Source organism: Leifsonia sp. L25, assembly GCF_050632895.1.
This window is the reverse complement of record NZ_JBODRZ010000002.1, coordinates 231,639-253,958: the sequence shown is the minus strand read 5'-3', so window position 1 is coordinate 253,958 and position 22,320 is coordinate 231,639. Positions and strand designations below refer to the sequence as shown.

The 22,320-nt window shown below is 68.9% G+C and carries 18 protein-coding genes and 3 pseudogenes; 6 read left to right on the top strand and 15 right to left on the bottom strand.

Annotation, left to right across the window (positions count from 1 at the left end; genetic code table 11):
* Positions 1-62 precede the first annotated feature (62 nt).
* A pseudogene (locus ACRAWC_RS02025) lies at positions 63-2,269 on the bottom strand (ATP-dependent DNA helicase RecG).
* A complete protein-coding gene (locus tag ACRAWC_RS02020; RefSeq protein WP_431346258.1) occupies positions 2,266-3,039 on the bottom strand; it encodes a tetratricopeptide repeat protein in 774 nt (257 codons plus the stop codon). Before ACRAWC_RS02020 ends, ACRAWC_RS02025 begins: the two are co-directional and overlap by 4 nt.
* Before the next feature lie 48 nt (positions 3,040-3,087).
* Between ACRAWC_RS02020 and rsmD the strand changes: the two genes are divergently transcribed.
* Positions 3,088-3,657 carry a 16S rRNA (guanine(966)-N(2))-methyltransferase RsmD gene (gene rsmD / locus ACRAWC_RS02015; RefSeq protein WP_431346257.1) on the top strand — a complete coding sequence of 190 codons (570 nt, stop codon included), beginning with the start codon at positions 3,088-3,090 and terminating at the stop codon, positions 3,655-3,657.
* A 112-nt stretch (positions 3,658-3,769) separates the two neighbouring features.
* Here rsmD and thiL read toward each other — a convergent pair.
* Positions 3,770-4,772 (bottom strand): annotated as a pseudogene (gene thiL, locus ACRAWC_RS02010) (thiamine-phosphate kinase).
* A gap of 26 nt (positions 4,773-4,798) precedes the next feature.
* Between thiL and ACRAWC_RS02005 the strand changes: the two are divergent.
* The gene (locus tag ACRAWC_RS02005; RefSeq protein ID WP_431346256.1) at positions 4,799-5,320 is read left to right on the top strand and encodes a DUF3515 family protein; all 522 of its coding nucleotides are present in this window, start codon (positions 4,799-4,801) and stop codon (positions 5,318-5,320) included.
* 143 nt (positions 5,321-5,463) lie between these two features.
* On the opposite strand, the gene ACRAWC_RS02000 is transcribed toward ACRAWC_RS02005, so the two are convergent.
* The 10 genes and pseudogenes from ACRAWC_RS02000 to ACRAWC_RS01955 form a co-directional block, all read right to left on the bottom strand.
* A complete protein-coding gene (locus tag ACRAWC_RS02000; protein WP_431346255.1) occupies positions 5,464-6,558 on the bottom strand; it encodes a D-alanine--D-alanine ligase family protein in 1,095 nt (364 codons plus the stop codon).
* Positions 6,455-7,612: an NAD(P)H-dependent glycerol-3-phosphate dehydrogenase gene (locus tag ACRAWC_RS01995; RefSeq protein ID WP_431346254.1), complete on the bottom strand. Its 1,158-nt coding sequence runs from the start codon at positions 7,610-7,612 to the stop codon at positions 6,455-6,457. Before ACRAWC_RS01995 ends, ACRAWC_RS02000 begins: the two co-directional genes overlap by 104 nt.
* A pseudogene (locus ACRAWC_RS01990) lies at positions 7,605-8,401 on the bottom strand (lysophospholipid acyltransferase family protein). The gene ACRAWC_RS01995 and the pseudogene ACRAWC_RS01990 overlap by 8 nt, the downstream one beginning before the upstream one ends.
* Before the next feature lie 16 nt (positions 8,402-8,417).
* Positions 8,418-9,788 (bottom strand): UDP-N-acetylglucosamine 1-carboxyvinyltransferase, encoded by a 1,371-nt coding sequence (gene murA, locus ACRAWC_RS01985; protein WP_431346253.1) that lies wholly within the window; start codon positions 9,786-9,788, stop codon positions 8,418-8,420.
* On the bottom strand, positions 9,785-10,384 hold the full coding sequence (gene leuD, locus ACRAWC_RS01980) for a 3-isopropylmalate dehydratase small subunit (RefSeq protein WP_431346252.1): 600 nt from the start codon (positions 10,382-10,384) through the stop codon (positions 9,785-9,787). Before leuD ends, murA begins: the two co-directional genes overlap by 4 nt.
* On the bottom strand, positions 10,384-11,844 hold the full coding sequence (leuC, locus tag ACRAWC_RS01975) for a 3-isopropylmalate dehydratase large subunit (protein WP_431346251.1): 1,461 nt from the start codon (positions 11,842-11,844) through the stop codon (positions 10,384-10,386). The genes leuD and leuC overlap by 1 nt, the downstream gene beginning before the upstream one ends.
* A gap of 164 nt (positions 11,845-12,008) precedes the next feature.
* A complete protein-coding gene (locus ACRAWC_RS01970) occupies positions 12,009-12,749 on the bottom strand; it encodes a PP2C family protein-serine/threonine phosphatase (RefSeq protein WP_431346250.1) in 741 nt (246 codons plus the stop codon).
* A complete protein-coding gene (locus ACRAWC_RS01965; RefSeq protein WP_431346249.1) occupies positions 12,746-13,816 on the bottom strand; it encodes a TerC family protein in 1,071 nt (356 codons plus the stop codon). Before ACRAWC_RS01965 ends, ACRAWC_RS01970 begins: the two co-directional genes overlap by 4 nt.
* A gap of 180 nt (positions 13,817-13,996) precedes the next feature.
* A complete protein-coding gene (locus ACRAWC_RS01960; RefSeq protein ID WP_431346248.1) occupies positions 13,997-14,800 on the bottom strand; it encodes an MBL fold metallo-hydrolase in 804 nt (267 codons plus the stop codon).
* Between the two features lie 49 nt (positions 14,801-14,849).
* A complete protein-coding gene (locus ACRAWC_RS01955) occupies positions 14,850-16,484 on the bottom strand; it encodes a DUF5597 domain-containing protein (protein WP_431346247.1) in 1,635 nt (544 codons plus the stop codon).
* A gap of 549 nt (positions 16,485-17,033) precedes the next feature.
* On the opposite strand from ACRAWC_RS01955, the gene ACRAWC_RS01950 reads away from it, so the two are divergent.
* Positions 17,034-18,257 (top strand): IS256 family transposase, encoded by a 1,224-nt coding sequence (locus tag ACRAWC_RS01950; RefSeq protein WP_431346085.1) that lies wholly within the window; start codon positions 17,034-17,036, stop codon positions 18,255-18,257.
* 262 nt (positions 18,258-18,519) lie between these two features.
* On the opposite strand, the gene ACRAWC_RS01945 is transcribed toward ACRAWC_RS01950, so the two are convergent.
* Together ACRAWC_RS01945 and ACRAWC_RS01940 are read right to left on the bottom strand one after the other, a co-directional pair.
* Complete coding sequence (locus ACRAWC_RS01945) at positions 18,520-19,257, bottom strand: DUF2071 domain-containing protein (RefSeq protein WP_431346246.1); 738 nt, start codon at positions 19,255-19,257, stop codon at positions 18,520-18,522.
* Complete coding sequence (locus ACRAWC_RS01940) at positions 19,254-19,595, bottom strand: metalloregulator ArsR/SmtB family transcription factor (protein WP_431346245.1); 342 nt, start codon at positions 19,593-19,595, stop codon at positions 19,254-19,256. The genes ACRAWC_RS01945 and ACRAWC_RS01940 overlap by 4 nt, the downstream gene beginning before the upstream one ends.
* A gap of 83 nt (positions 19,596-19,678) precedes the next feature.
* On the opposite strand from ACRAWC_RS01940, the gene ACRAWC_RS01935 reads away from it, so the two are divergent.
* The 3 genes from ACRAWC_RS01935 (at position 19,679) to ACRAWC_RS01925 (ending at position 22,312) form a co-directional block, all read left to right on the top strand.
* Positions 19,679-20,566 (top strand): NAD(P)H-binding protein, encoded by an 888-nt coding sequence (locus tag ACRAWC_RS01935; RefSeq protein WP_431346244.1) that lies wholly within the window; start codon positions 19,679-19,681, stop codon positions 20,564-20,566.
* Positions 20,567-20,864: 298 nt separating this feature from the next.
* Positions 20,865-21,278 carry a hypothetical protein gene (locus ACRAWC_RS01930; RefSeq protein ID WP_431346243.1) on the top strand — a complete coding sequence of 138 codons (414 nt, stop codon included), beginning with the start codon at positions 20,865-20,867 and terminating at the stop codon, positions 21,276-21,278.
* A 98-nt stretch (positions 21,279-21,376) separates the two neighbouring features.
* A complete protein-coding gene (locus tag ACRAWC_RS01925) occupies positions 21,377-22,312 on the top strand; it encodes a hypothetical protein (protein ID WP_431346242.1) in 936 nt (311 codons plus the stop codon).
* Positions 22,313-22,320: the final 8 nt, after the last annotated feature.

Below are 22,320 nucleotides of genomic sequence, written 5' to 3'. Positions count from 1 at the left end.
CGGCTATTCGTTGTGAATCCGTTATCTTCCCAGAGCAGGTGTCGCGTGGCCCGGCGGCGCCGTCAGGACTTGCCGAGGAAGGCGCGCTCCGACTCGTCGAGCCTGCGCGCGAGCGCCGCGGCGAGGGCGGGATGCGCGGCGAGGCCGCCGTCGTCCAGCGTCTCGGCGGCGGCGACGCGCGCCTCCGCGATGAGCTCGCCGTCGGAGACCACGCGCAGCAGCTTGAGCGACGACCGGCCGCCGGACTGGCGGCTGCCGAGCACGTCGCCCTCGCGGCGCAGCTCGAGGTCGACGTTGGCCAGCTCGAAGCCGTCGAGCGTCGCGGCGACCGCATCGACGCGCTCGCGGGCGAGCGACCCCTCCTCGGCGTAGGTGACGAGCAGGCAGAGCCCGGGGACGTCAGCCGCGGCCGACCCGGCCGCGGAGCTGATGGAGCTGCGAGACGCCGAACCGGTCGGCGTCGAGCACGATCATGGCGGAGGCGTTCGGCACGTTGACGCCGACCTCGATCACGGTGGTGGCGATCAGGAGGTCGAGCTCGCCGGCGGCGAAGGCGCGCATCACGGCGTCCTTCTCGTCGGAGGACAGCCTCCCGTGCAGCACGCCGACGCGCGACTGCGCGAACAGCGGGTCGGCGCGCACCTGCGCGGCGACCGACTCCACGTTGGCGGCGGGCCGGGGCGGTCCTGCGTCGTCGTCGGGCGCCGGAGCGTCCTCGCCGTCGTCCTCGGCCTCCTTCGCGCTGATCGCCGGGCACACCACGAATACCTGGCGGCCGAGCCCGATCTCCTCCGACGCGCGCTCCCAGATCCGGCGCTCCCAGCCCGGCCGGTCGGCGAGCGGGACGACGAAGCTCTCGATCCCCTGGCGGCCGGCCGGGAGCTGCGCGATGGTGGAGACCTCCAGGTCGCCGAACACCGTCATCGCGACCGTGCGCGGGATGGGCGTCGCCGTGAGCACGAGGACGTGCGGGGGCGTCCCGCCTTTCGCGCGCAGCGCCTCCCGCTGCTCGACGCCGAAGCGGTGCTGCTCGTCCACGACGACCAGGCCGAGGTCGAAGAACGTGACGGCGTCGCCGAGGAGTGCGTGCGTGCCGACCACGATGCGGGACTGCCCGCTCACCGTCCGCAGCAGGGCCCGCTTGCGCTCAGCGGTGGAGAGCTGGCCGGTGAGCAGCGTCGGCATCAGCTCGGCGGACAGGTCGGGGCCGAGCATGTCCGCGATCGAACGCAGGTGCTGGGCGGCCAGGACCTCCGTCGGTGCGAGCAGCGCGGACTGGCCCCCGCTGTCCGCCACGGCGAGCATCGCCCGCAGCGCCACCAGGGTCTTGCCCGAGCCGACCTCGCCCTGCACGAGGCGGTGCATCGGCTCGGCCGAGCCGATGTCGTGGGCGATCTCGCGCCCGACGTCCGCCTGGTCGCCGGTCAGAGTGAACGGCAGGATGGCGTCGAAGCGCTCCAGGAGGCCGCCGGGGTCGCCTTCCGCGGGGTCGCCGCGACCGACCGGGCTTCGGCGCGCTGCTGCAGGAGCGCGGCCTGCAGCACGAACGCCTCCTGGAAGCGCAGCGCGTCGCGGGCGCGCTGCCACTCCGCGTTCTTCTGCGGCCGGTGGATGCCCTCCAGCGCCTCGCGGAACGGCAGCAGCCCGCGCTCGGTCGCGATCGCCTGCGGCACCGGGTCGGGGCACGGGCCGAGCGCGTCGAGGGCCAGACCGACCGCCTTCTGCACCTGCCAGCTCGCCACCGTGCCGGTCGCCGGGTAGATCGGGATGGGGGTCTGCGCCCACTCCTTCGCGGCGGCGCTGCCCGGGGCGACGGCGTTCTCGGCGTCGTCGGCGAACAGCTCGTAGTCCGGGTGGGCGAGCTGGAGGGCGCCGCGGTAGGCCGACACCTTGCCGGCGAAGATGCCGCGCACGCCCGGCGCGAGCTCCTTCGAGCGCCACGCCTGGTTGAAGAACGTGAGGGTCAGGATGCCCTCGCCGTCGGAGATCTTGACCTCCAGGATGGAGCCGCGCCGCGCCCGCATCGGACGCTCCTGCACCCGAAGCACCTCGGCCACGATCGTGACGTGCTCGTCCAGCGGCAGGTTCGCCAGCGCGGTCAGCTCCCCCGCGACGCGTACCGGCGGGGGTAGTGCGCGAGCAGGTCGGCGACGGTGCGCATCCCGAACGCCTTCTCGAACGCGGAGGCCGTGCGGCCGCCCAGCACCCCGGTCAGCCGGGTCTCGAGCGCGACGGTGCCGTCGGAGGCCGTGGCGGTGCTGGAGGTCATGGTTCGATCGTAGGGGCCGCCTCCGTCGCCGTGTCGCGCACCTGCGCCTCGACGTCGGCGAGTGCGACGAGCTCATCCGCCACGTCGCTCTCGCCCGGGCGCTCGGCGGCGAGCCTGGCCTGGATGTCGAAGGCCTCCTGCCAGCGGCCGACCTCGCGCAGGCAGCGGGCGAGCGACCACCGCGCGGCGAACTGCTGATCGAGCGTGCCGTAGCGCTCGGCGACCTCCAGGGCCGACTCGAACGAGCCGAGCGCCTCGTGCGGGCGGCCGGCCTCGAAGAGGGCCCAGCCCCGGTTGTTGTGCAGGGCGACGCCCCAGCGCAGCGTGCGCGGGTCGTTGCTGTTCGCGAGGTCGGCGAGGCCCTCCTCCGTCCACTGCTCGGAGCGGTCCGGGTCGGCGAGGGCCAGCATGTGGGCGGCGTCGACCGCGAGGAACGCGTCGTCGTCGCGCCGCGCGGCCAGCAACGCGCTCTCGAACAGTGGGATGGCCTCCGCCCGCAGGCCCTCGGTGTTGCGGAGCCGTCCGCGCTCCAGCAGGATGCGCACGGCGAGCGTGCCGCCGGCCGGCTCCAGCGAGTCGAGCAGGCCGTCCGCTTCGGCGAACCGGCCCTGCAGCCCGAGTGCGCGGGCGCGCTGGGTCTCCAGCTCGGCGCGCACCAGTTCGGGGCGGTCGGGTTCGGCGGCGGCGATCGCGAAGCGTTCGGCGGAGGCGATCGGGTCGTCGTACCGCCACAGGGCGTCGAGTTCCGCCTGCGGGAGGCGTTCGTCCATGCTCCTATTCTGCTGGCGCCGCGGCGGCACCGCTAGGCTCGGAGGGCTATGACCCGAATCGTCTCCGGCTTCGCCGGCTCGCTGACGCTCCAGGTGCCCAGGAGCGGCACGCGCCCGACCAGCGACCGTGTGCGCGAAGCGGTGTTCTCCGGGCTGGACGCGCGCGACGCCGTCCGCGGGGCCCACGTGCTCGACCTCTTCGCCGGCTCGGGCGCGCTCGGGCTGGAGGCGGCCAGCCGGGGCGCCGTGCGCGTGCTGCTGGTGGAGAAGTCGGCGGCGGCCGCGGCGATCTGCCGGCGGAACGCCGAGGCGGTCGTGCGTGCGGCGCCGAAGGGGGCGCGGCCCGAGGTGGAGGTGAGGGCGACGGCGGTGCTGCCGTACCTCGCGGCCGGCCCGGCGGCATCCTTCGACCTGGTCTTCGTCGACCCGCCGTACAATCTCCCGGACGCCGACCTGCTCGCCGTGCTCACCGGGCTGGTGCCGCTGCTGACCGAGGACGCCCTGGTCTGCGTCGAGCGCAGCACCCGCGACGGCGCCCCGAGCCTCCCCGAGGGCCTCGTCCTCGACCGCACGCGCGCCTACGGCGAGACCGCCGTCCACTACCTGTCGCCGGCCTGACCGCGCCCCGCCTGACCCCCTGACCCCGCCCCCGGAGGACTCCCGCCCTCCCCAGCCGTCGATCTCCTCCGCTGACTGCCCGCACCCGGCGTGTCGCGACGGATCTCCTCCGTTAGCCGCTGTGCCCGTCCCACTCCAGGTAGGGGTCCCAGCCGCCGCGCTCGTCGAACGGGTGGCCGTCGACCAGGAGGCCGGCGCCCTCGCGGACGGCGCCGACGCGGCGGAAGCTCCCGGGCAGCACGGCGCCCGGCGGGAAGCAGGCCAGGAGGCCGTGGTCCTCTCCCCGGTCAGCGCGGTCAGCGCCGTCAGCGGGTCGTCGCCGAGGGCAGCGCGGTCGAGGTCGATGGCGACGCCGCTCGCCTCGGCCACCCGGCGGGCGTCGAGGGCGAGGCCGTCGCTGAGGTCGAGCATCGCGGTCGCGCCGGCGTCCGCGGCCAGGGGCCGTCGGCGACGGGAGGGCGCGGCCGCAGCTGGGCGCCGACCAGGTCGGGATGCGCGGCGGCGACGGCCGCGAAGCGCTCGCGATCGGGCACGCCGTCCACGTCCACGGCCTCCGCGAACAGCAGCCGGAGTCCCGCCGCGGCGGCGCCCAGGCGACCGGAGACCGCCACCACGTCGCCCGGACGCGCGCCGCTCCGCAGCACCGGGGCGCGGCCCTGCAGGTCGCCGAACGCGGTCACCGCCAGCGTGAGCGTGTCGGACGCCGACAGGTCGCCGCCGACGACACCGCACCCCGGCGCGAGTTCGGCGCAGGCTGCACGGAAGCCGTCGGCGATGTGCTCCAGGGCGGACACCGGGAGGGTCTGCGGCGCGGCGATCGCCACCACGAGCGCTGTCGGCACCGCGCCCATCGCGGCCACGTCGGACAGGTTGGTCGCCGCCGCCTTCCAGCCGAGGTCCTCCGGCGACGACCAGGCGAGCCGGAAGTCGGGGCCGTGCACCATCATGTCCGTCGTAACCACGAACCGGCCGTCCGGCGCCGCGAGCACCGCCGCGTCGTCGCCGGGCCCGACGAGCGTCGCCGACGACTCCGGCAGCCGCGGGAAGATGCGCTTCAGCGCCTCGCGTTCGGACGCGCCTGCGACAGTGTCGGCCGCGCTCCCAGAATCCACCATGACTCACAACGGTAGCCTGAATCCTGATGTCCGCTCGCCGCTCCGCCCTCGCCCTCGTGCTCGCCGCCGCCGCACTCGCCCTCGCCGGGTGCGCGCCGACGGTCTCCCTCGACCCGGGAGCGGACGCGAACGACCCCGGCTGCGCCGAGATCTCGGTGCGCCTGCCCGACTCGGTGGCCGACAAGAACCGCCGGGAGACGGACGCGCAGGCGACCGGCGCGTGGGGCGACCCGGCCGCCGTGCTGCTGCGCTGCGGCGTCCCCCCGATCGGCCCGACGACCAAGCCGTGCGTCGACGTCAGCGGCGTCGACTGGGTGCTGATGTCGGACCCGGCCGCGAAGCAGGTCGTCTACCAGACCTTCGGCCGCACGCCGGCGACGGAGGTCGTCATCGACCACGTGTCGGGTGCCTCCGACGCCGCCGTGCTCCCCGAGTTCGCGTCGGCGATCTCCAGCATCAAGCAGACCGAGAAGTGCCTCTCCACCCTGGACACCACGCTCGCGCCCCCGACACCCACCCCGTCGCCGACGCCCACCCCGTCCCGCTGACCCCTCGAACATTCGGCACGAATCGCCACCCGCAACACCGCCCACATTCCGCACGAATGTCGCGTTACGCGCACGCATTCACGACATTCGGCACGAATCGCGGCGCGTAGGACTTCGCGCATTCGGCACGAAAGGTGCGGGGGCTATGCTGCTCGGGCTACGGCGACGTCGAGGAGTTCGGTGATGAGGGCCGGGTAGGCCAGCCCCGACTCCTGCCAGCAGCGCGGGAACATCGAGATCGGGGTGAACCCCGGCATGGTGTTGATCTCGTTCACCACGAAGCCGTCGGCAGTGAGGAAGAAGTCCACCCGGGACAGGCCTTCCGCGCCGATGGCGTCGAACGCCCGGACGCCCAGGTCGCGCATCTCGGTCAGCTCGGCGTCGGTCAGGTCGGCCGGGCAGACCAGGTCGATGCCCGGCGCGTCCAGGTACTTGGCCGCGAAGTCGTAGAAGTCGCGGCCCGTGATGACGATCTCGCCGGCGACCGAGGCGCGCGCAGCCTGACCCGGACGGCCGCCCAGCACCGCGATCTCCACCTCGCGGCCGACCACCGCCGACTCGATCAGCACGCGGTCGTCTTCGGCGAGGGCGGTGTCGATCGCAGCTCCCAGGTCGTCCCACGCGGTCACCTTGGACACGCCGACGCTGGAGCCCGCGCGGGCCGGCTTCACGAACGCCGGAAGTCCGAGCTGCTCGGCCTCGCGGCGCACCGCTTCCTGGTCCGTCGCCCACTGGTACGCGGTCACGGTCTGCCAGGGCGCGACCGGGATGCCCGCCTGCTGCAGCACCGTCTTGGTGAAGTGCTTGTCCATGCCGAGCGCGCTCGCGAGCACGCCGCTGCCGACGTACGGAAGGCCGACGAGGTCGAGCATGCCCTGGACGGTGCCGTCCTCTCCCCACGGGCCGTGCAGGATCGGGAAGACGACGTCCACCTGTCCCAGCGAGGAGCGGGTGCCGTCGGCGGCGACCACGGCCAGCTCACGGGAGGTCGACGACTCCGGCCAGACGATGCGGGAGCCGTTGTCCTCCACCTCCGGGAGGACGTCGGCGTTCAGCGCGAAGCGCGCCGCGTCGTCAGGCTGGAGCGTGAAGGCGCCCTCATGGGTGATGCCGACGGGGATGACGTCGTAGCGGTCACGGTCGATCGCCGCCAGCACTCCCGCCGCCGTCGCGCAGCTGATCGAATGCTCGCTTGAGCGACCTCCAAACAGAAGTGCGACTGCGACCTTGTCCGTCATCCGTTGTCCTCTCTCCCTGTGGTTCGTCGTCCTCGGTGGTCAGATGGGGGGCGATGTCCTTGGGGTCGAGCGTGCCGGCGAGCACCTGGCTCACCTGGCGGACGATCGGCATCTCGACGCCGCGCTCCTCGGCGAGGCGCAGGATGGGTGCGACCGAGGCGAGGCCCTCCGCCGTCTGGTTCATCTGCTTGACGACGTCGTTGAAGCTGTAGCCCTGCCCGAGCAGGCGCCCGGCGGTGTTGTTGCGGCTGAGCGACGACTCGCACGTGGCGATCAGGTCGCCGAGGCCCGCGAGGCCGGAGAGCGTCACGGCCTCCGCACCGTACGCGACCGCGAAGTCGGTCATCTCGACCAGGCCGCGCGTGATGATCGAGGCCTTGGTGTTCTCGCCGTAGCCGACGCCGTCCACGATGCCGATCGCCACGGCGATGAGGTTCTTGAGCACCCCGCCGAACTCCGTGCCGATCACGTCGGTGTTCACGAAGCTGCGGAAATAGCGGTTGGTGGCGGCCATCGCCACGGCCTGCGCGGTCTCCAGGCTCTCCGACGACACCACGGCGGCGGTCGGCTGCTCGCGTGCGATCTCCAGCGCGAGGTTCGGGCCGGACGCCACCGCGATCCGCTCCATGTCGATCGGGAGGCCCTGCGCGATCACCTCGCTCATCCGCAGGCCGGTGCCCTTCTCGACGCCCTTCATCAGGCTGACGAGGATGGTCTCCGGCCCCAGGTGCGGGGCGATGGCCTCCAGGTTGGAGCGCAGCGTCTGGCTGGGGATCGAGACGAAGACCTGCTCGGCGCCGCGCATCGCCTCGCCGATGTGGGAGGTCGCCCGCAGGTTGCGCGGGAGGTTGATGCCCTCCAGGTAGTCGCTGTTGCGCTTCACTTCGTTGATCTCGCGCGCCAGCTCTGGGCGGCGCGCCCAGAGCACGACATCGTTGCCGCCGTCGGCGAGGATCTTCGCGAAGGTCGTCCCCCAGCTTCCGGCGCCGAGGACGGCGACGCGTCGGGGAGGCGTGGTCGGTGGTGCGGCCGTCCGGCCTTTCCTGTCAGCCATCGAAGCGGCCGGTCTCCTTCTGGTTGTGCGCCGCCGGGTCCCAGCGTGTCTCCGGCGCTTTCTCGCCGCGCAGATCCTCGAGCAGCGCGGTGATGGCGTTCATGATGACCTCGGTCGCCTCGGTGAGGGTGGCCTGGTCGAGGCTGCGGCCCCGGAACGCGGACAGGTCGACCGGGTCGCCGACCTTGACCGCGATGGTCTTCCGCGGGAAGAAGCTGATCTTCTTCGCGTAGCGCGCCATGACCTGCTGGGTGCCCCAGTGCGCCATCGGGATGACGGGGAGGTCGTGCTCCAGCGCCATCCGCGCCGCGCCGGTCTTGCCGCGCATCGGCCACATGTCGGGGTCGCGCGTGAGCGAGCCCTCCGGGTAGATGATGACGACCTTGCCGTCGTCCACGATCTTCTGCGCCTCCGCGAGGGGGCGGCGCCGCGCGCGGACCCGCCGCGCGCCACCGGCACCTGCCCGGACTTGCGCAGGAACCAGCCGCCGACGGGGATGCGGAACAGGCTCTCCTTGGCGAGGAACCGAGGCAGTCGCCCGAGCTTCCAGACGACCATTCCCACCATCACCGGGTCGATCTCGCTGTAGTGGTTCGGCGAGATGATGTAGGCGCCGTGCTTCGGGAGCTTCTGCCCGTCCGTGATGCGGAATCGGGCGAGCAGGCTCCCCAGCGGGATGACGAGAAAGGCCAGCACCCAGAAGATCGAGGGTCGGCTCTTCTCGGAGCGCTGCCGCTCGGGCTTCGCGGACGCAGACGGGTTCACGGGTTCATCGGGATGGGGCACCATCCCATTATCGCGGGCCTCACCCCTCGAGGACGAAGTCCGCCCCGAGCAGTTCGAGCTTGGTGATGAACTTCTCGTACCCGCGGCTGATGATGCCGACGTTGCTGACGGTCGAGCGGCCCTCCGCCGACAGGGCGGCGATGAGGTGGCTGAACCCGCCGCGCAGGTCGGGGATCTCCACGTCGGCGCCCTTCAACTCCACCGGACCCATGATGACCGCGGAGTGGTTGAAGTTGCGCTGCCCGAAGCGGCAGTCGTGGCCGCCGAGGCACTCCTTGTGGACCTGGATCTTCGCGCCCATGTCGATCAGCGCGTCGGTGAATCCGAAGCGCTGCTCGTACACGGTCTCGTGGACGATCGACACGCCCTCCGCCTTGGTCAGGGCGACCACGAGCGGCTGCTGCCAGTCGGTCATGAAGCCGGGGTGCACGTCGGTCTCGATCACGACGGGCTTCAGCTCGCCGCCCGGGTGGAAGAAACGGATGCCGTCGTCGTGGATCTCGAACGCGCCGCCGACCTTGCGGAAGACGTTGAGGAAGGTCAGCATCTCCGGCTGGCGGGCGCCGCCGACATAGATGTCGCCGTTGGTGGCGAGGGCCGCAGCGGCCCAGCTCGCGGCCTCGTTGCGGTCGAACAGCGCGGTGTGGCTGTAGCCGACCAGCTTGTCGACGCCCTCGATGCGGATCACGCGGTCGGTGTCGACCGAGATGATCGCGCCCATCTTCTGCAGGACGTTGATCAGGTCCATGATCTCGGGCTCGATCGCCGCGCCCTTGAGCTCGGTGATGCCCTCGGCGCGGACGGCCGTCAGGAGCACCTGCTCGGTGGCGCCGACGCTCGGGTACGGGAGCTCGAGCTTGGCTCCGTGAAGGCCCTCGGGGGCCGTCATCCGGATGCCGGTCGGCAGCTTCTCGACCACGGCACCGAACTTGCGGAGCACTTCGAGGTGGTAGTCGATCGGGCGGTCGCCGATGCGGCAGCCGCCGAGGTCGGGGATGAACGCCTCGCCCAGCCGGTGCAGCAGCGGCCCGCAGAACAGGATCGGGATGCGGCTGGAGCCGGCGTGCGCGTCGATGTCGGCCATGTGCGCCGACTCGACCGCGCTCGGGTCGAGCAGCAGCTCGCCCTCCTCCGCGCCGTCGGTGACCTTGACGCCGTGGACCTCGAGGAGGCCGCGGACGACCCGGACATCGCTGATGTTCGGGACGTTGCGCAGCACGCTCGGGCCCTCGCCCAGGATGGCGGCGACCATCGCCTTGGTGACGAAGTTCTTGGCGCCGCGCACCTCGATTCGGCCGCGGAGCGGGATGCCGCCGTTGATCGTGATGCGGTCGGCCGTGAGACCGACGTGCGCGCCTGCCGCCTGGGAGTCCTGAAGAAGCGAGTTCAAATTTTCACCGGGAGTGTCTTGGGCCGCCAGCGTGCGCGAGCGGCTTCGTATTCGGAGATTCGCGCCTCATCGCGCAGGGTCAGAGCGATGTCGTCCAACCCTTCGAGCAAACGCCAGCGAGTGTAGTCGTCGATGTCGAAAGACACCTGGACCCCACCGACGGTCGCTGTCTTGGCAACCAGGTCCACCGTCGCGGATATTCCCGGCTCGGCCTCGATGGCCGCCCAGAGACGCTCCGCGTCCTCCTCGGTGATGATGCCCGTGAGCAGGCCCTGCTTGCCCGAGTTGCCCCGGAAGATGTCCGCGAACCGCGGGCTGAGGACCACCTGGAAACCGTAGTCGCGCAGCGCCCAGACGGCGTGCTCGCGTGAGGAGCCCGTGCCGAAGTCGGCGCCGGCCACGAGCACCTTCGCGCCCTGGTAGGCCTCCTGGTTGAGGATGAACTCAGGATCTTTGCGCCACTCGTGGAAGAGCGCGTCGTCGAACCCGGTCTTGGTGACCCGCTTGAGGAAGACCGCGGGGATGATCTGGTCGGTGTCGACGTTGGAGCGGCGGAACGGCACGGCCACGCCGGTGACGGTCTCGAACTTGTCCATCAGGCGCCCACCTTCTCTCCCGTTTGCGTATCCGCGTCGTCGTGCTCCAGGTCCCACGGGCTCGCGAGCGTGCCGCGGATGGCCGTGGCCGCTGCGACCAGCGGCGACACCAGGTGCGTGCGCCCGCCCTTGCCCTGCCGGCCCTCGAAGTTGCGGTTCGAGGTGGAGGCGCAGCGCTCCCCCGGCGCGAGCTGGTCCGGGTTCATGCCCAGGCACATCGAGCAGCCGGCGAACCGCCACTCGGCGCCGAACTCCTCGACGATCTTGTCGATCCCCTCGGCCTCGGCCTCGATGCGCACGCGGGCGCTGCCCGGCACGACCATCACGCGCACGCCGTCGGCCTTCTTGCGGCCCTTGATGACGGAGGCGAAGGCCCGCAGGTCCTCGATGCGGCTGTTGGTGCACGAGCCCATGAACACGGCGTCGACCGGGATGCTCTTCATCGGCGTGCCCGGTGTCAGGTCCATGTACTCGAGCGCGCGCTCGGCGGCGGCGCGGGCGTTCGGCTCGGCGATCGCCGCCGGGTCCGGGACGGCCTCGCTGAGCGAGACGCCCTGGCCCGGGTTGGTGCCCCAGGTCACGAACGGCTCGATCTCGGCGGCGTCGAGGTAGACCTCGGCGTCGAAGACCGCGTCGTCGTCCGTGGCGAGGGTGTTCCAGTAGGCGACCGCCTCGTCCCAGTCGGCGCCCTCTGGGGCGTGCGGGCGGCCCTTCAGGTAGGCGTAGGTGGTCTCGTCGGGCGCGACCATGCCGGCGCGGGCGCCTGCCTCGATCGACATGTTGCAGATCGTCATGCGGCCCTCCATCGAGAGCGCGCGGATGGCGCTGCCGCGGTACTCGAGCACGTAGCCCTGACCGCCGCCGGTGCCGATCTTCGCGATGACCGCGAGGATGATGTCCTTCGCCGTCACGCCCGGACGCAGTTCGCCCTCCACTGTGATGGCCATCGTCTTGAACGGCTTGAGCGGCAGCGTCTGCGTCGCGAGCACGTGCTCGACCTCGCTGGTGCCGATCCCGAACGCCATGGCGCCGAACGCGCCGTGCGTGGAGGTGTGCGAGTCGCCGCAGACGACCGTGATGCCCGGCATGGTCAGACCGAGCTGCGGGCCGACGACGTGCACGATGCCCTGCTCGACATCGCCGAGCGAGTGCAGGCGGACGCCGAACTCCTCGGCGTTGCGGCGCAGCGTCTCGATCTGCGTGCGGCTGGTCAGGTCGGCGATCGGCCGGTCGATGCCGATGGTCGGCGTGTTGTGGTCCTCGGTCGCGATCGTGAGGTCGGGGCGGCGGACGGGCCGCCCGGCCATGCGCAGGCCGTCGAACGCCTGCGGGCTGGTCACCTCGTGGACCAGGTGGAGGTCGATGTAGATCAGGTCGGGCGTGCCGTCCTCACCCTTCACGACCAGGTGGTCTCGCCACACCTTCTCCGCCAGGGTCAGCGGACTGTGCTGCGTCGTCATCTCGGTACTCCTTGAGCTTCGTTCACGGATCAGCCGTCGACGGACTCCGCGGCGAGGGTGGCCTGAGGATTAGGACTCGCCGCGGCGGCTAAGGAGGAGCAGACCCGCGAACACGCTCTCAGGCTATCACCCGCGCTGGGGCCAGGCCGCAAGCGCACCGGGGCTCAGGACCGTCCGGTTCCCGGCCGCACGACGAGCACCGTGACGTTGTCGTGCCCGCCGGCGGCGATCGCGGCCTCAACGAGCACCGCGGCCGGGTCGGCCGGGTCGCCGGCGAGGATGTCCGCGATGGTCTCGTCGCCCAGCTCCCGGGTGAGGCCGTCCGAACAGACCAGGAAGGTCCGGGAGTCGTCCGGGGCGAGCAGTTCGCTGTCGGTGTCGACGAAGTCCTCCGCCCCGAGCGCACGGGTGATCACGTTGCGCTCCGGGTGCACGGCCGCCTGCTGGGGGGTGATGAGCCCGGCGTCGACCAGCTCCTGGACCGCCGAGTGGTCGACGGTCAGCCGGCGGAGCTCTCGGCCGTCCCAGGAGTACACGCGGGAGTCGCCGACATTGACGACCATCCACTCCTCCGCCGCCCGCTCCGGCACACGCACCCGCACCACGCCGGTCAGCGTGGTGCCGGCGACGGCCGCGCCGGTCTCCTCCGCGTCGGACAGCGCGCGCACGGCCGCGTTCGCCTCGTCGATCGCGGTGATGACCTCCTCCGGCGTCGGCGTCGCCCCGGCCGGAAGGGTGCGGGCGAGGCTGTCGACCGCCGTCCGGCTCGCAGCGTCGCCGCGTGCGTGGCCCCCCATTCCGTCCGCGACCACGAAGACCGGGTCCTGGGCGAGGTAGCTGTCCTCGTTGATCTGCCGGACCGCTCCGGTGTCGCTTCTGGCACTCACCTCGACGCGGGAAGTCATGTGCGTGGGTCCTCCGGGGATGTCGCGGCCGGGGCGGCCTCTGCGGTCGTCGTCGCCGGGTCGTCATCCCCGTGGATGGCGCGTTCGACGGTGGTGCCGCTCAGGTGCAGCCTCACCAGACTAGCGACGGTCGCGACCGCCATTGCACCCACGATCACCCCGAGCGAGGTCCAGGTGCTGATGTCGGGCGCCCACTCGATGTGCTGGCCGCCGTTGACGAACGGCAGGGTGTTCTCGTGCATGGCGTGGAAGACCAGCTTGACGCCGATGAAGGCGAGGATGAACGCGATCCCGTACTTGAGGTAGACGAGCTTCTCCAGCAGGTGCCCGAGCAGGAAGTAAAGCTGGCGCAACCCCATCAGGGCGAAGACGTTCGCGGTGAACACGATGAACGCGCTCTGCGTGATGCCGAAGATCGCCGGGATGGAGTCGAGCGCGAACAGCAGGTCGGTCGTCCCGAGCGCCAGGAAGACGATGATCAGCGGCGTGAACATCCGCCGGCCGTTCACGGTCGTGCGCAGCCTGTTGCCCTCGTACTGGTCGGAGACCTTGAGCCGGCGCCGCGCGAAGCGGATGAGCCGGCTGTCCTGCGCGCCCTCGTCGTCGTGCTTCCCGAACGCCTGGTTGAACGCCGTCCAGAGCAGGAACGCGCCGAACAGGTAGAAGATCGCGCTGAAGCTGGCGATGAGACCGGCGCCGAGCAGGATGAACAGGCCGCGGAAGATCAGCGCCAGAATGATGCCCACCATGAGCACCTCCTGCTGGTACTTCCTGGGCACCGCGAACCGCCCCATGATGATCACGAACACGAACAGGTTGTCGATGCTCAGGCTGTACTCGGTGAGCCAGCCGGCGAGGAACTGCCCGGCGTGCTCGGCGTCGCCGATCAGCAGCATGAGCAGTGCGAAGACGAGCGCGAGGCCGACGTAGAAGGCCACCCACAGCGCGGACTCCCGGGGGCTCGGGATGTGCGGGCGCCTGTAGACGATCAGGAGGTCGAAGGCGAGGATGAGCAGCAGGACGACGAAGCTGCCGACCTCGAACCAGAGCGGGAGCGCGAGTTCCAACGGAAGACCTTTCGAAGGGTAGGCGGGATGGACCCGAAAGTCTCTCCCGCACATCCGTGCCGCTGCGCCCGGGCCCGACCGGACCGTGATGACGTGCGCAGCGCGAGGCCGTCCGGCCTCTTCGGGATACTCCCCTTCGCGAGCACCTAGTCTAGCGGGTCGGCGGGTCGGTGCGCCCCGTTACCGCTGCGCGAGGAGCCCCGCCTGCCGCTCGTGAACGCCGGCCACCCAGTCGTAGACGGCGTCCGGGCCGAGCCGCGGGTCGTCCTCCGGCTGCTCGCCGGCGCGGAGCGCGAGCAGATAGGCGCGGTCGAGCCCGATCCGCTCGCGAAGGCCATCCGCTCCCGTGACGGAGCCGTGACCGGGGACGACCGTGCCGACGCCGTCCGCGATGCTCTCGATGAGCGTCAGGGCGGCGAGGTAGTCCTCGACCGGGTCGTCCGCACTGTGGTCGAGCAGCGGCACCAGCACGTCCGACAGGAGGTCGCCGGCGACGAGGATGCCGCGCTCCTCGATCAGCAGCGCCGCGTGGCCGGCCGCGTGGGCGCGGTGCTCGATCACGCGCACGCGCGGGCCGTCCCACGGGATCCACTCGGCGCCGTCCGGGAGGGCGGTGAGCTCGCCGAAGAGGGTGAGCGGCACGCGGTCGGCGATGTCGGCCGGGATCATCGGGGCGACCCACTCCCGCCACGCCTCGTTCGCGAGGAAGGCCTCGATGGCGCCGGCGGCATGCGCCGTCGCGAAACGGGGCGGCGTGCCGAACGCGGGATGCCAGAGCACGTGATCCCAGTGCGGGTGGGTGGCGAACCCGGCGGCGACCGGCGTGCCGGACGCACGGAGCTCGGCGGCGATGCCGCTCAGCTCCCCGTCCAGGATGCCCGGATCGACCAGCAGCACGCCGGTGTCCCCGTCGACCACGACGGTGTTGGTCTGACAGAACTCGCTCTGGTGGACGCGCACGCCCTCGGCGACCGGATTCAGCATGGTGGCGACGGTAGCAGAGTGGGAAAGCATAATCGGGACGGCTTTGGCCTCACGCCGAGATGGCTATCGGTGCGGGGACCGGCCGGACGAGTGTGATCTCGGCGATCCCGATTCCTGATTGCGGAACAACCTCTAGCCGCTCGTCGCCGTTCAGGAAGCGCGCCGGTCGGAGGGTGCCGCCCTCCGGGATGAGCTCACGCACCTCGTCGATTTCCACAAGCCCGTTCTCCGAGTCGAAATCGAAAAGGGCCCCCTGCCCCGCGACGACGAACCGGTCCGGTCCGGTTCGGATGACGATGCCGAACGGGCGCGAGTCGGCGGGGACGGGGATGGCGCCGGGAAGCGTCTCGGACGCCGTTGCCTCGGGCTCGGGGAGTTGCACTCCCACGTCGAGGAGCATCCTGGCGAAAATCGCTGGCCCGTTCCGTACGGTGACGGTGATGTCGCCGAAATCGTGCCCCTCGGACTGCTCGTCCGCGTCGAGCGCGAATCCCCAGACGCCCGCGCTGTCACGATGGGCGGTGATCAGATCCCACAACGCGAGGAGGCTGCGCGCGGCCCGGAAGAACAACGCGCCGTCGCGGCCGTCCTCCAGTCCGAAGGTGCAGTAGCCGATCGCGTTCAGGGCTCCGACAGCCACGAACAGGTCGCCGGCGGAGAACCGCGACTCGGGAACGAACAGAGGGTTGGAACGCTGGGCGTAGGCCTCGAGCACCGCGCGAGTGTCGTCGATGTAGATATCCGGCGACAGCCAGTCGAGCGACGGCGCGGCATCCTGCCAAAGCCCGAGCATCCGGGCGGTCGGCCCTCCGCTCGGATACTGACCGGGCCGGTCCTGGCCGGGCTGCGGCCCGAGCCATGCATTGGTGTAGAACGGGACGCGCGTCACCGGACGTGCCGACATGGCGAGCCGTTCGACGTATTCGGCGAACGCCCATGCCATGAACGTCTCGTCGATGTCGTCCTGCGACCCCGCGAGCGAGGCCCACGTCGCACCGTGCGCTACATCAGCGAGAGCAGCAGCGACGCCGGCGGGCAGCGCTTCAGGTTCCTCGTGCGCCAGAGCGATCAGCCGAGCGGGAACAGGACCAGCCCACGCCGCCGCTGCGGGCTCAGAATGATCTCGGGAAGAACCGAGCAGCCCAATCTCGTTCTCGACCTGGATCATGATCACCGTGCCTGCGTCGTCGACCATGGCAAGATGCTGCACGAACGCCGTGAACGCCCGCGCATCCGCGGCGGCGAGGTCCGGCGAGAAGACCGAGAGCACGGGCTTCGCCGTGGCGCCGTCGTAGCTGAACGGCGTGGGCAGCGGATCCTGCTGCGGGACAGCGCGCGGGAATCTGCCCGTGTCGGCCCTGACCCAACTCGGTGCGTAGGTGGAGAGCGCGTTCTTGAATGCACCGAACCAAATAACTCCTAGCCGCAGACCGGCGTCGCGCGCGTACCGGAGCAACTCGTCGACGATCTCGAACGAGAATTCGCCCTCCGCACGCTCCACTTCGGACCAGGCAACGGAGACCAGCACCGTGTTGATTCCCGTGCGCGCCAGCCGACCCCACTCGGTGGCCAGAAAGGCGGCGTCCGACGAGCTCGAATTGTGTACCTCCCCACCGATGGCGAGAAAAGGGCGTCCATCGACGACCAACGATGTTGTCATGCCTGCTCCGTCCGCGTGGTCCAATTATGGACTACTTTTACACGAAATCGACATAAGTTGCGGGAGTCAGCCGACAGGACCGAAGAGTGACAAACGATAGGGAGCGAACGGAAGAAGAGCCAGGGCGACGGAAGCCGAGCGTGCAGAAATCAGCGGGGCTCTGCTCGATGTCGCCCCGTGGCCAGGTTCCGGTTCGCGCCATCAACTGGCGACGAAGAAAAGCCCGCTTCCCCTGAAAATGAAGGGAAGCGGGCTGTGGTGACCCCAGCGGGATTTGAACCCGCGTTACCGCCGTGAGAGGGCGAAGGGTCCGAGGGGAATTTCGGCAAATACGCCCGCGATCCCAGTAAATCAGCGGGATCCGCGATCACCGTAAATCATGCAGATGACCTGAATCCTCGTGCAGTTGTTGCCATTTTGTTGCCACAAAAGCCAGGCGTGCCGCGCGGGCCGGTGGCGTCCCTTGGGGTGGTGTAGTTCTTGGGCTTGAGTGTCACGTCGTTGACGCAGTGAGCCATCGTGCGATGGTCAGTGAGAACTGTCTAGGAATCTCACGGAAGGACACAACGCACGATGGCTCTTGACCAGTCTGCCCTCCTCGAGCTGCTCGGGGAACTCAAACTCACCGATGTCAGCGACCGGATTAGGGTCGCGACCGAAACCCTGTACCAAGAATTGATCGACGCGGAAGCTGTCGCGTTCATCGGCGCCGCCCCGTTCGAACGCACCAGCGATCGGGTGGCCCAGCGCAACGGCACCCGACCCCGGGCTCTGACCACGACCGCCGGCGAGTTGGAGTTGAAGATCCCCAAGCTGCGGCAAGGCTCCTTCTTCCCGTCGCTGTTGGAGCGGCGCCGCCGGGTCGATCAAGCGCTGTTCGCGGTGGTGATGGAGGCTTATGTTCACGGGGTCTCGACCCGGAAGGTCGATGATCTGGTCAAGGCGCTCGGCGCCGGCACCGGGATCTCCAAATCGGAGGTGTCCCGGATCTGCGCGAACCTGGACGAGGACGTCGCGGCGTTCCGCGACCGGCCGCTGACGGACACGACCTACCCGTATGTGTTCCTGGATGCCACCTACTGCAAGGCCCGCGTCGGCCGCCGGGTGGTGTCCCAAGCGGTCGTGGTCGCGGTCGGTGTCGCCGCCGACGGGCGCCGGGAGGTCCTCGGGTTCGAGGTCGGCGAGACGGAGTCGCAACCGTTCTGGACCAGCTTCCTGCGCTCCCTGAAAGCGCGCGGGCTGGGTGGGGTGAAGTTGGTGATCTCCGACGCCCACACCGGTCTGATCGCCGCCATCCAAACGGTGTTCGCCGGCGCGGCCTGGCAGCGCTGCCGCGTTCACTTCATGCGCAACGTCCTCGCCAACGTCCCGAAGACGGCCGGTCCCATGGTTGCCTCGATCATCCGCACGATCTTCGCCCAACCCGACACCGAGCATGTGATCGCCCAGTTCGGCGAGGTCACCCGGATGCTAGCCCGCTCGCATCCCAAGGTCGCGGACATGCTCGAGGACGCCCGCGATGACCTCCTCGCCTTCACCGGGTTCCCGGTCGCGCACTGGCGGCAGATCTGGTCCACGAACCCGCTGGAGCGGGTCAACAAGGAGATCAAACGCCGCACCGACGTCGTCGGCACCTTCCCCAACCCGGCCGCGCTGCTGCGCCTGGCCGGGCACGTCCTGATCGAGCAACACGACGAATGGGACGGCGCCGACCGCCGCTACTTCAGCGAACACTCCATGAAGCTCCTGGACGTTCAAACCGAGGAGGTGGCAATCCCCGAACTCACTGCGGCATAATCACCAACAGCTGATCCCGCACGGTGTCGAGAAACTCCACCACACAACGGGACGCCACCCGCGGGCCAGACCCCTGAAATCGCCTGATAGATCCGACTTCCCCACAGCTAATCGTTTGCTTCCTGATCGTCCGGGTCAAGGGCGCTGCGCGTCGCTTCGCGATGCAGCGAAGCTGCACCCTTGACGCGGATGCTCAGGGAGCAAGGCTGCTATGTGCGGGATGTCGGAGGAACAGCGGTCTCGGAAAGACTCGACTACTGGCTCACAGTACCGAGCTGGAATCACTTGCGACTCGCTCCGGAACAATTGCCGGCGTGTCCCAGAAAAACGGAAGATCCCGCATCACGACCACGCTGTCTAGAACGGCTGCCCCTTGAGGGAGCTCATCAAAGAACGACGATTGAACGCTGATCACCCTTCCCGGTTCCACCGCCCAGTCGGTCGACGTCAACTTGAGTGGCTCCACTCCCCTGCCGTCCCTGCAGGGTGACCAACCGACTGCGCCGTGTTCGTGGAATGAGGAGGCATCTTCGACGGTCGGAAACAGGGAGCTGTTCCACGGGCCACCGAGTGCCACATCGACGGCCACGTGAGTTCCGGGTGCCGACATGGTCACCCGGAACCGCGATGCCGTCTCGTCGAGCTTGAATCGCGCAAGTTTTTGAACTCCGGGAAAGAGCCGGCCGCCGCCGAGCACAGGTAGCAGCGATGAGCTGTGACGTTCCACGATGTACACCCCGCTTCGCGTGACGCCGCCTTCGTCCCACTCAACAGCACTCCGATGAGCGACGTTCTCGGTCCGGAACCCCAATCGAGGGCGTATCCAACCGGGCCGAACCGACTGAAGCCCGATCATGCAGACACCCGCGACAGCGCTGCCATCGACGATCTGCGGACGGAACGGTTCCGGGATCAGAGTCTGGGCCACCTCCGGCTTCACTCGGTAGCTGATGAGAAGACGGCGCCGAACCTGCGCTCGAAGAGTCCTGAACCCGCTCATGCGGTCGCGCCCTTCGCATTGCGTGCCGACGGGCCCGTCCTCTTTCGCACTTCGCGCATCACAATCTGCTCCGGGCACACCGTCGAAAGGAAATCCCCGACCGACAGCGCCAACCGGTCCCCGACAAGGGAATACAGGATCCGATTCCCGTCACGACGTTCGCTCACGAGGCCCGCGTTTCGAAGCACCCCGAGATGGCGAGAAATGGTGGGGCCGGATGCACTGAATTTCGCAGCGATCTCTCCGGCCGCGAGCTCCCCACCCTTGAGGTCTTGGAGAATCTGCCGGCGCGTGGGGTGCGCTAGTGCTTCGAAGATGTCGCTGACACTGTCTTGCATGATTCGCATTCTAGCATCCTTGCTAAATAGCTACAAAGCCCATAGCTTGTCTCCGAGAGCTTGTTCGTAAGGAGACATCAAACATGAAGATCGCCATCACCGGCGGCGCCGGCTTCGTGGGAAGACACTTGGCCGAGCGCTACGACCCGTCGAAGACGGTCGTGGTGTCCCGACGAACGGGCGTCGACATCGACGATGTTGATGCTCTGGCCACGGCATTCGCGGGCTGCGATGTCGTTGCTCACTGCGCCGGAATCAACCGCCAAATCGGCACGCAGACCTACCAGAAGGTGCACATCGACGGCACGCGAGCGGTAGTCGAAGCCGCTCAGCGAGCGGGCGTGAAGCGCATCCTGATGCTGAGCTTCTTGCGGGCACGCCCGAATTGCGGGTCTCCGTACCACGAGTCGAAATGGGCGGCGGAAGAACTCATCCGCCAGTCAGGCCTCGACTACACCATCCTCAAGGCCGGCATGATTTACGGCCACGGCGACCACCTGGTCGATCATGTCAGCCGCTCGGTTCAGACCGTGCCGCTTTTCGCGACAGTTGGACTCCATGAGAAGCCGATCCGCCCCGTCCCCATCACCGAAATGGTCGACGTCCTAGTCGCGGCGGCGGACGGCGAACTTCCCTACTCCACGGTCGCGGTTGTCGGCGGCGAAGAACTCATGCTCAGTGAGGTCGTTCATCGAATCGCGGGCATCGTCGGCCGACGCGTCCTCGTCGTCCCTGCACCGGTGTGGACGATACGCGTCCTCGCTCAGATAACAGAGTGGACCATGAAGGTTCCGTTGATCGCCAAAGCTCAGGCCCGAATGTTGGCCGAGGGTGTCTCTGAGGCTGCACCGCCAACTGACGAGCTGCCCGAGTCGCTCCGCCCACGTCTCCCATTCTCGACAGCGCAAATCGAATCAGCACTCCCCGAACGTGGAGGGTTCGGGTTAAGCGACCTACGCATGGCGCGCTGAGAACCGTGGGTACAAGCGGGATCAAGCCATCGCACCCCTCAACCAGGGAGTCGCCGCGGCCGACCAGATGCGAACGCGAAGGCCGAGGGCCCAACGGAGGAACCAAGGCCAAGGAACCAATAAGAGACCAAGCCGAGAAACACCAACCAGAGAATGACCCAAGAGCAAGAAACAAGGGAGATGGAAGGCCGAAGAGGAGAACCAAGAGCAAAGCAACGAGGAGCAATGCACGTAGGCACTTTAAGTGGGGCCCTTCGGCGCGCAGTGAATGACAGGGGTCGCGTGTAAACCTGGTTGCATGGCAAATCATGGCAGTTCGAGCAAGGGCAGGCAGCGTGAAGCGTCCTACGCACGACAACGCCAAGCACACGATGTCGCCGCCATCCGACGCGCTGAAGACCGCGAACAGCAGGCCGCACAGCGGCACGCCGCCGACGCGATGCTGAAGCTTCAAGCCGAATGGGGCACGCGCGTCGACGCCCTCAAAAAACTCACCGAACTTTCGCGGACCATCGATCGACTCCGTCTGGTTCAACAGGAAGCACTCGTCGAGCGCGACGAGTTGATAGCGCAGCTTCGCGAGGTCGGCGAGAGCTGGAATTCGCTCGCGAGTAGGACAGGCCTGAGCCGACAAGCGCTCAACAAACGGGTGCAGCGCGGATCGACCGAGTTGCAAGGGACAAGCGCTAGTCGCGTTGAGTCGCCGACCTGAGCGCGACACTTCCCGCGACAACATCGTCGATATCGCTCAGGACTCGGGTGTTCGGGCCAGTACCCTGCGGTGAAGCGAATCCGAATCGGAGTGACTTGGTGGATGACGCGAGACTGACGCAAGCGGAGCGTGCAGAAATCAGCGGGGCTTTGCTCGATGTCGCCCGCCATGGTCGGACCTTGATGACGGCGATCATGTTGACGGACCCGTGGCCAGGTTCGCCGGCGCGCGCCCTATTCGATGACCCAATCAACACTCACCCGGGCTGGCACGGGACGAGCGTCACGCACGTTGCAATGCAGACAATCCAGATCGCCGTCCTAGCCGGGTTCGACCACCTCGCTGGCATGGCCGCCCTGCTACGCGGCAACAAGCCCGCCGCCGCGTCGCTTTCCACGCTCACCCGTGGGGGCCTGGAAGTGCTCAGCCGACCGCACTGGCTATTGAAGAACTCGGACGCTAGGTCTCTGGCTGTCGCCACCGCGTGTCTGAGTTTCGCGGAACTGGGCTACTCCGAGCGGTACGAGCAGTCGATCGCGGGCGTGTCGGGCGATAGGGTCACCGCGAAGGAGTTCCGACAACAGATCACGGCATGGGCGCTAAGAGAACGCGCCGAAATGTATACGCCTCCGAAGTTCGCCGCGATGACGTCGGCTCTGATAAACGACGTGATCCCCGCCGAGATCCAAGGTGCCCATGGGGACGCGACCTATGGTGACCTCTACTACTCGCAGCTATCGGCCGTAGCCCACGGTCAGAGCTTCGCGATCGCGATGTTCGCTCAGGTCGACGTGCCTGAGAACCCCGCCGACGTCTCCCCGGAAGACATCAGCCTCCAAGTGCCGAGGGAGTTGGCTCTGGACGATGCGCAGACGATGCTTCGCTGCACGGTCCACGTCACGGCTCAACTGGCTCATCTCGCATGGCCACCCACGGCTGTGAACGACCGGTGGCGCGCCGCCTGCGACCGTTCGTTGGCGCGATTCGCTGCCCTCGAAGGGGCGCCGCCGTGGGAGTATCCGACCTTCGACTGAACGCCGGA

Coding starts and splice junctions, on each gene's coding strand:
- ACRAWC_RS02020 (WP_431346258.1), bottom strand. CDS start 3,039: ATGGACGAACGCCTCCCGCAGGCGGAACTCGACGCCCTGTGGCGGTAC.
- rsmD (WP_431346257.1), top strand. CDS start 3,088: ATGACCCGAATCGTCTCCGGCTTCGCCGGCTCGCTGACGCTCCAGGTG.
- ACRAWC_RS02005 (WP_431346256.1), top strand. CDS start 4,799: ATGTCCGCTCGCCGCTCCGCCCTCGCCCTCGTGCTCGCCGCCGCCGCA.
- ACRAWC_RS02000 (WP_431346255.1), bottom strand. CDS start 6,558: ATGACGGACAAGGTCGCAGTCGCACTTCTGTTTGGAGGTCGCTCAAGC.
- ACRAWC_RS01995 (WP_431346254.1), bottom strand. CDS start 7,612: ATGGCTGACAGGAAAGGCCGGACGGCCGCACCACCGACCACGCCTCCC.
- leuD (WP_431346252.1), bottom strand. CDS start 10,384: ATGGACAAGTTCGAGACCGTCACCGGCGTGGCCGTGCCGTTCCGCCGC.
- leuC (WP_431346251.1), bottom strand. CDS start 11,844: ATGACGACGCAGCACAGTCCGCTGACCCTGGCGGAGAAGGTGTGGCGA.
- ACRAWC_RS01970 (WP_431346250.1), bottom strand. CDS start 12,749: ATGACTTCCCGCGTCGAGGTGAGTGCCAGAAGCGACACCGGAGCGGTC.
- ACRAWC_RS01960 (WP_431346248.1), bottom strand. CDS start 14,800: ATGCTGAATCCGGTCGCCGAGGGCGTGCGCGTCCACCAGAGCGAGTTC.
- ACRAWC_RS01950 (WP_431346085.1), top strand. CDS start 17,034: ATGGCTCTTGACCAGTCTGCCCTCCTCGAGCTGCTCGGGGAACTCAAA.
- ACRAWC_RS01945 (WP_431346246.1), bottom strand. CDS start 19,257: ATGAGCGGGTTCAGGACTCTTCGAGCGCAGGTTCGGCGCCGTCTTCTC.
- ACRAWC_RS01940 (WP_431346245.1), bottom strand. CDS start 19,595: ATGCAAGACAGTGTCAGCGACATCTTCGAAGCACTAGCGCACCCCACG.
- ACRAWC_RS01935 (WP_431346244.1), top strand. CDS start 19,679: ATGAAGATCGCCATCACCGGCGGCGCCGGCTTCGTGGGAAGACACTTG.
- ACRAWC_RS01930 (WP_431346243.1), top strand. CDS start 20,865: ATGGCAAATCATGGCAGTTCGAGCAAGGGCAGGCAGCGTGAAGCGTCC.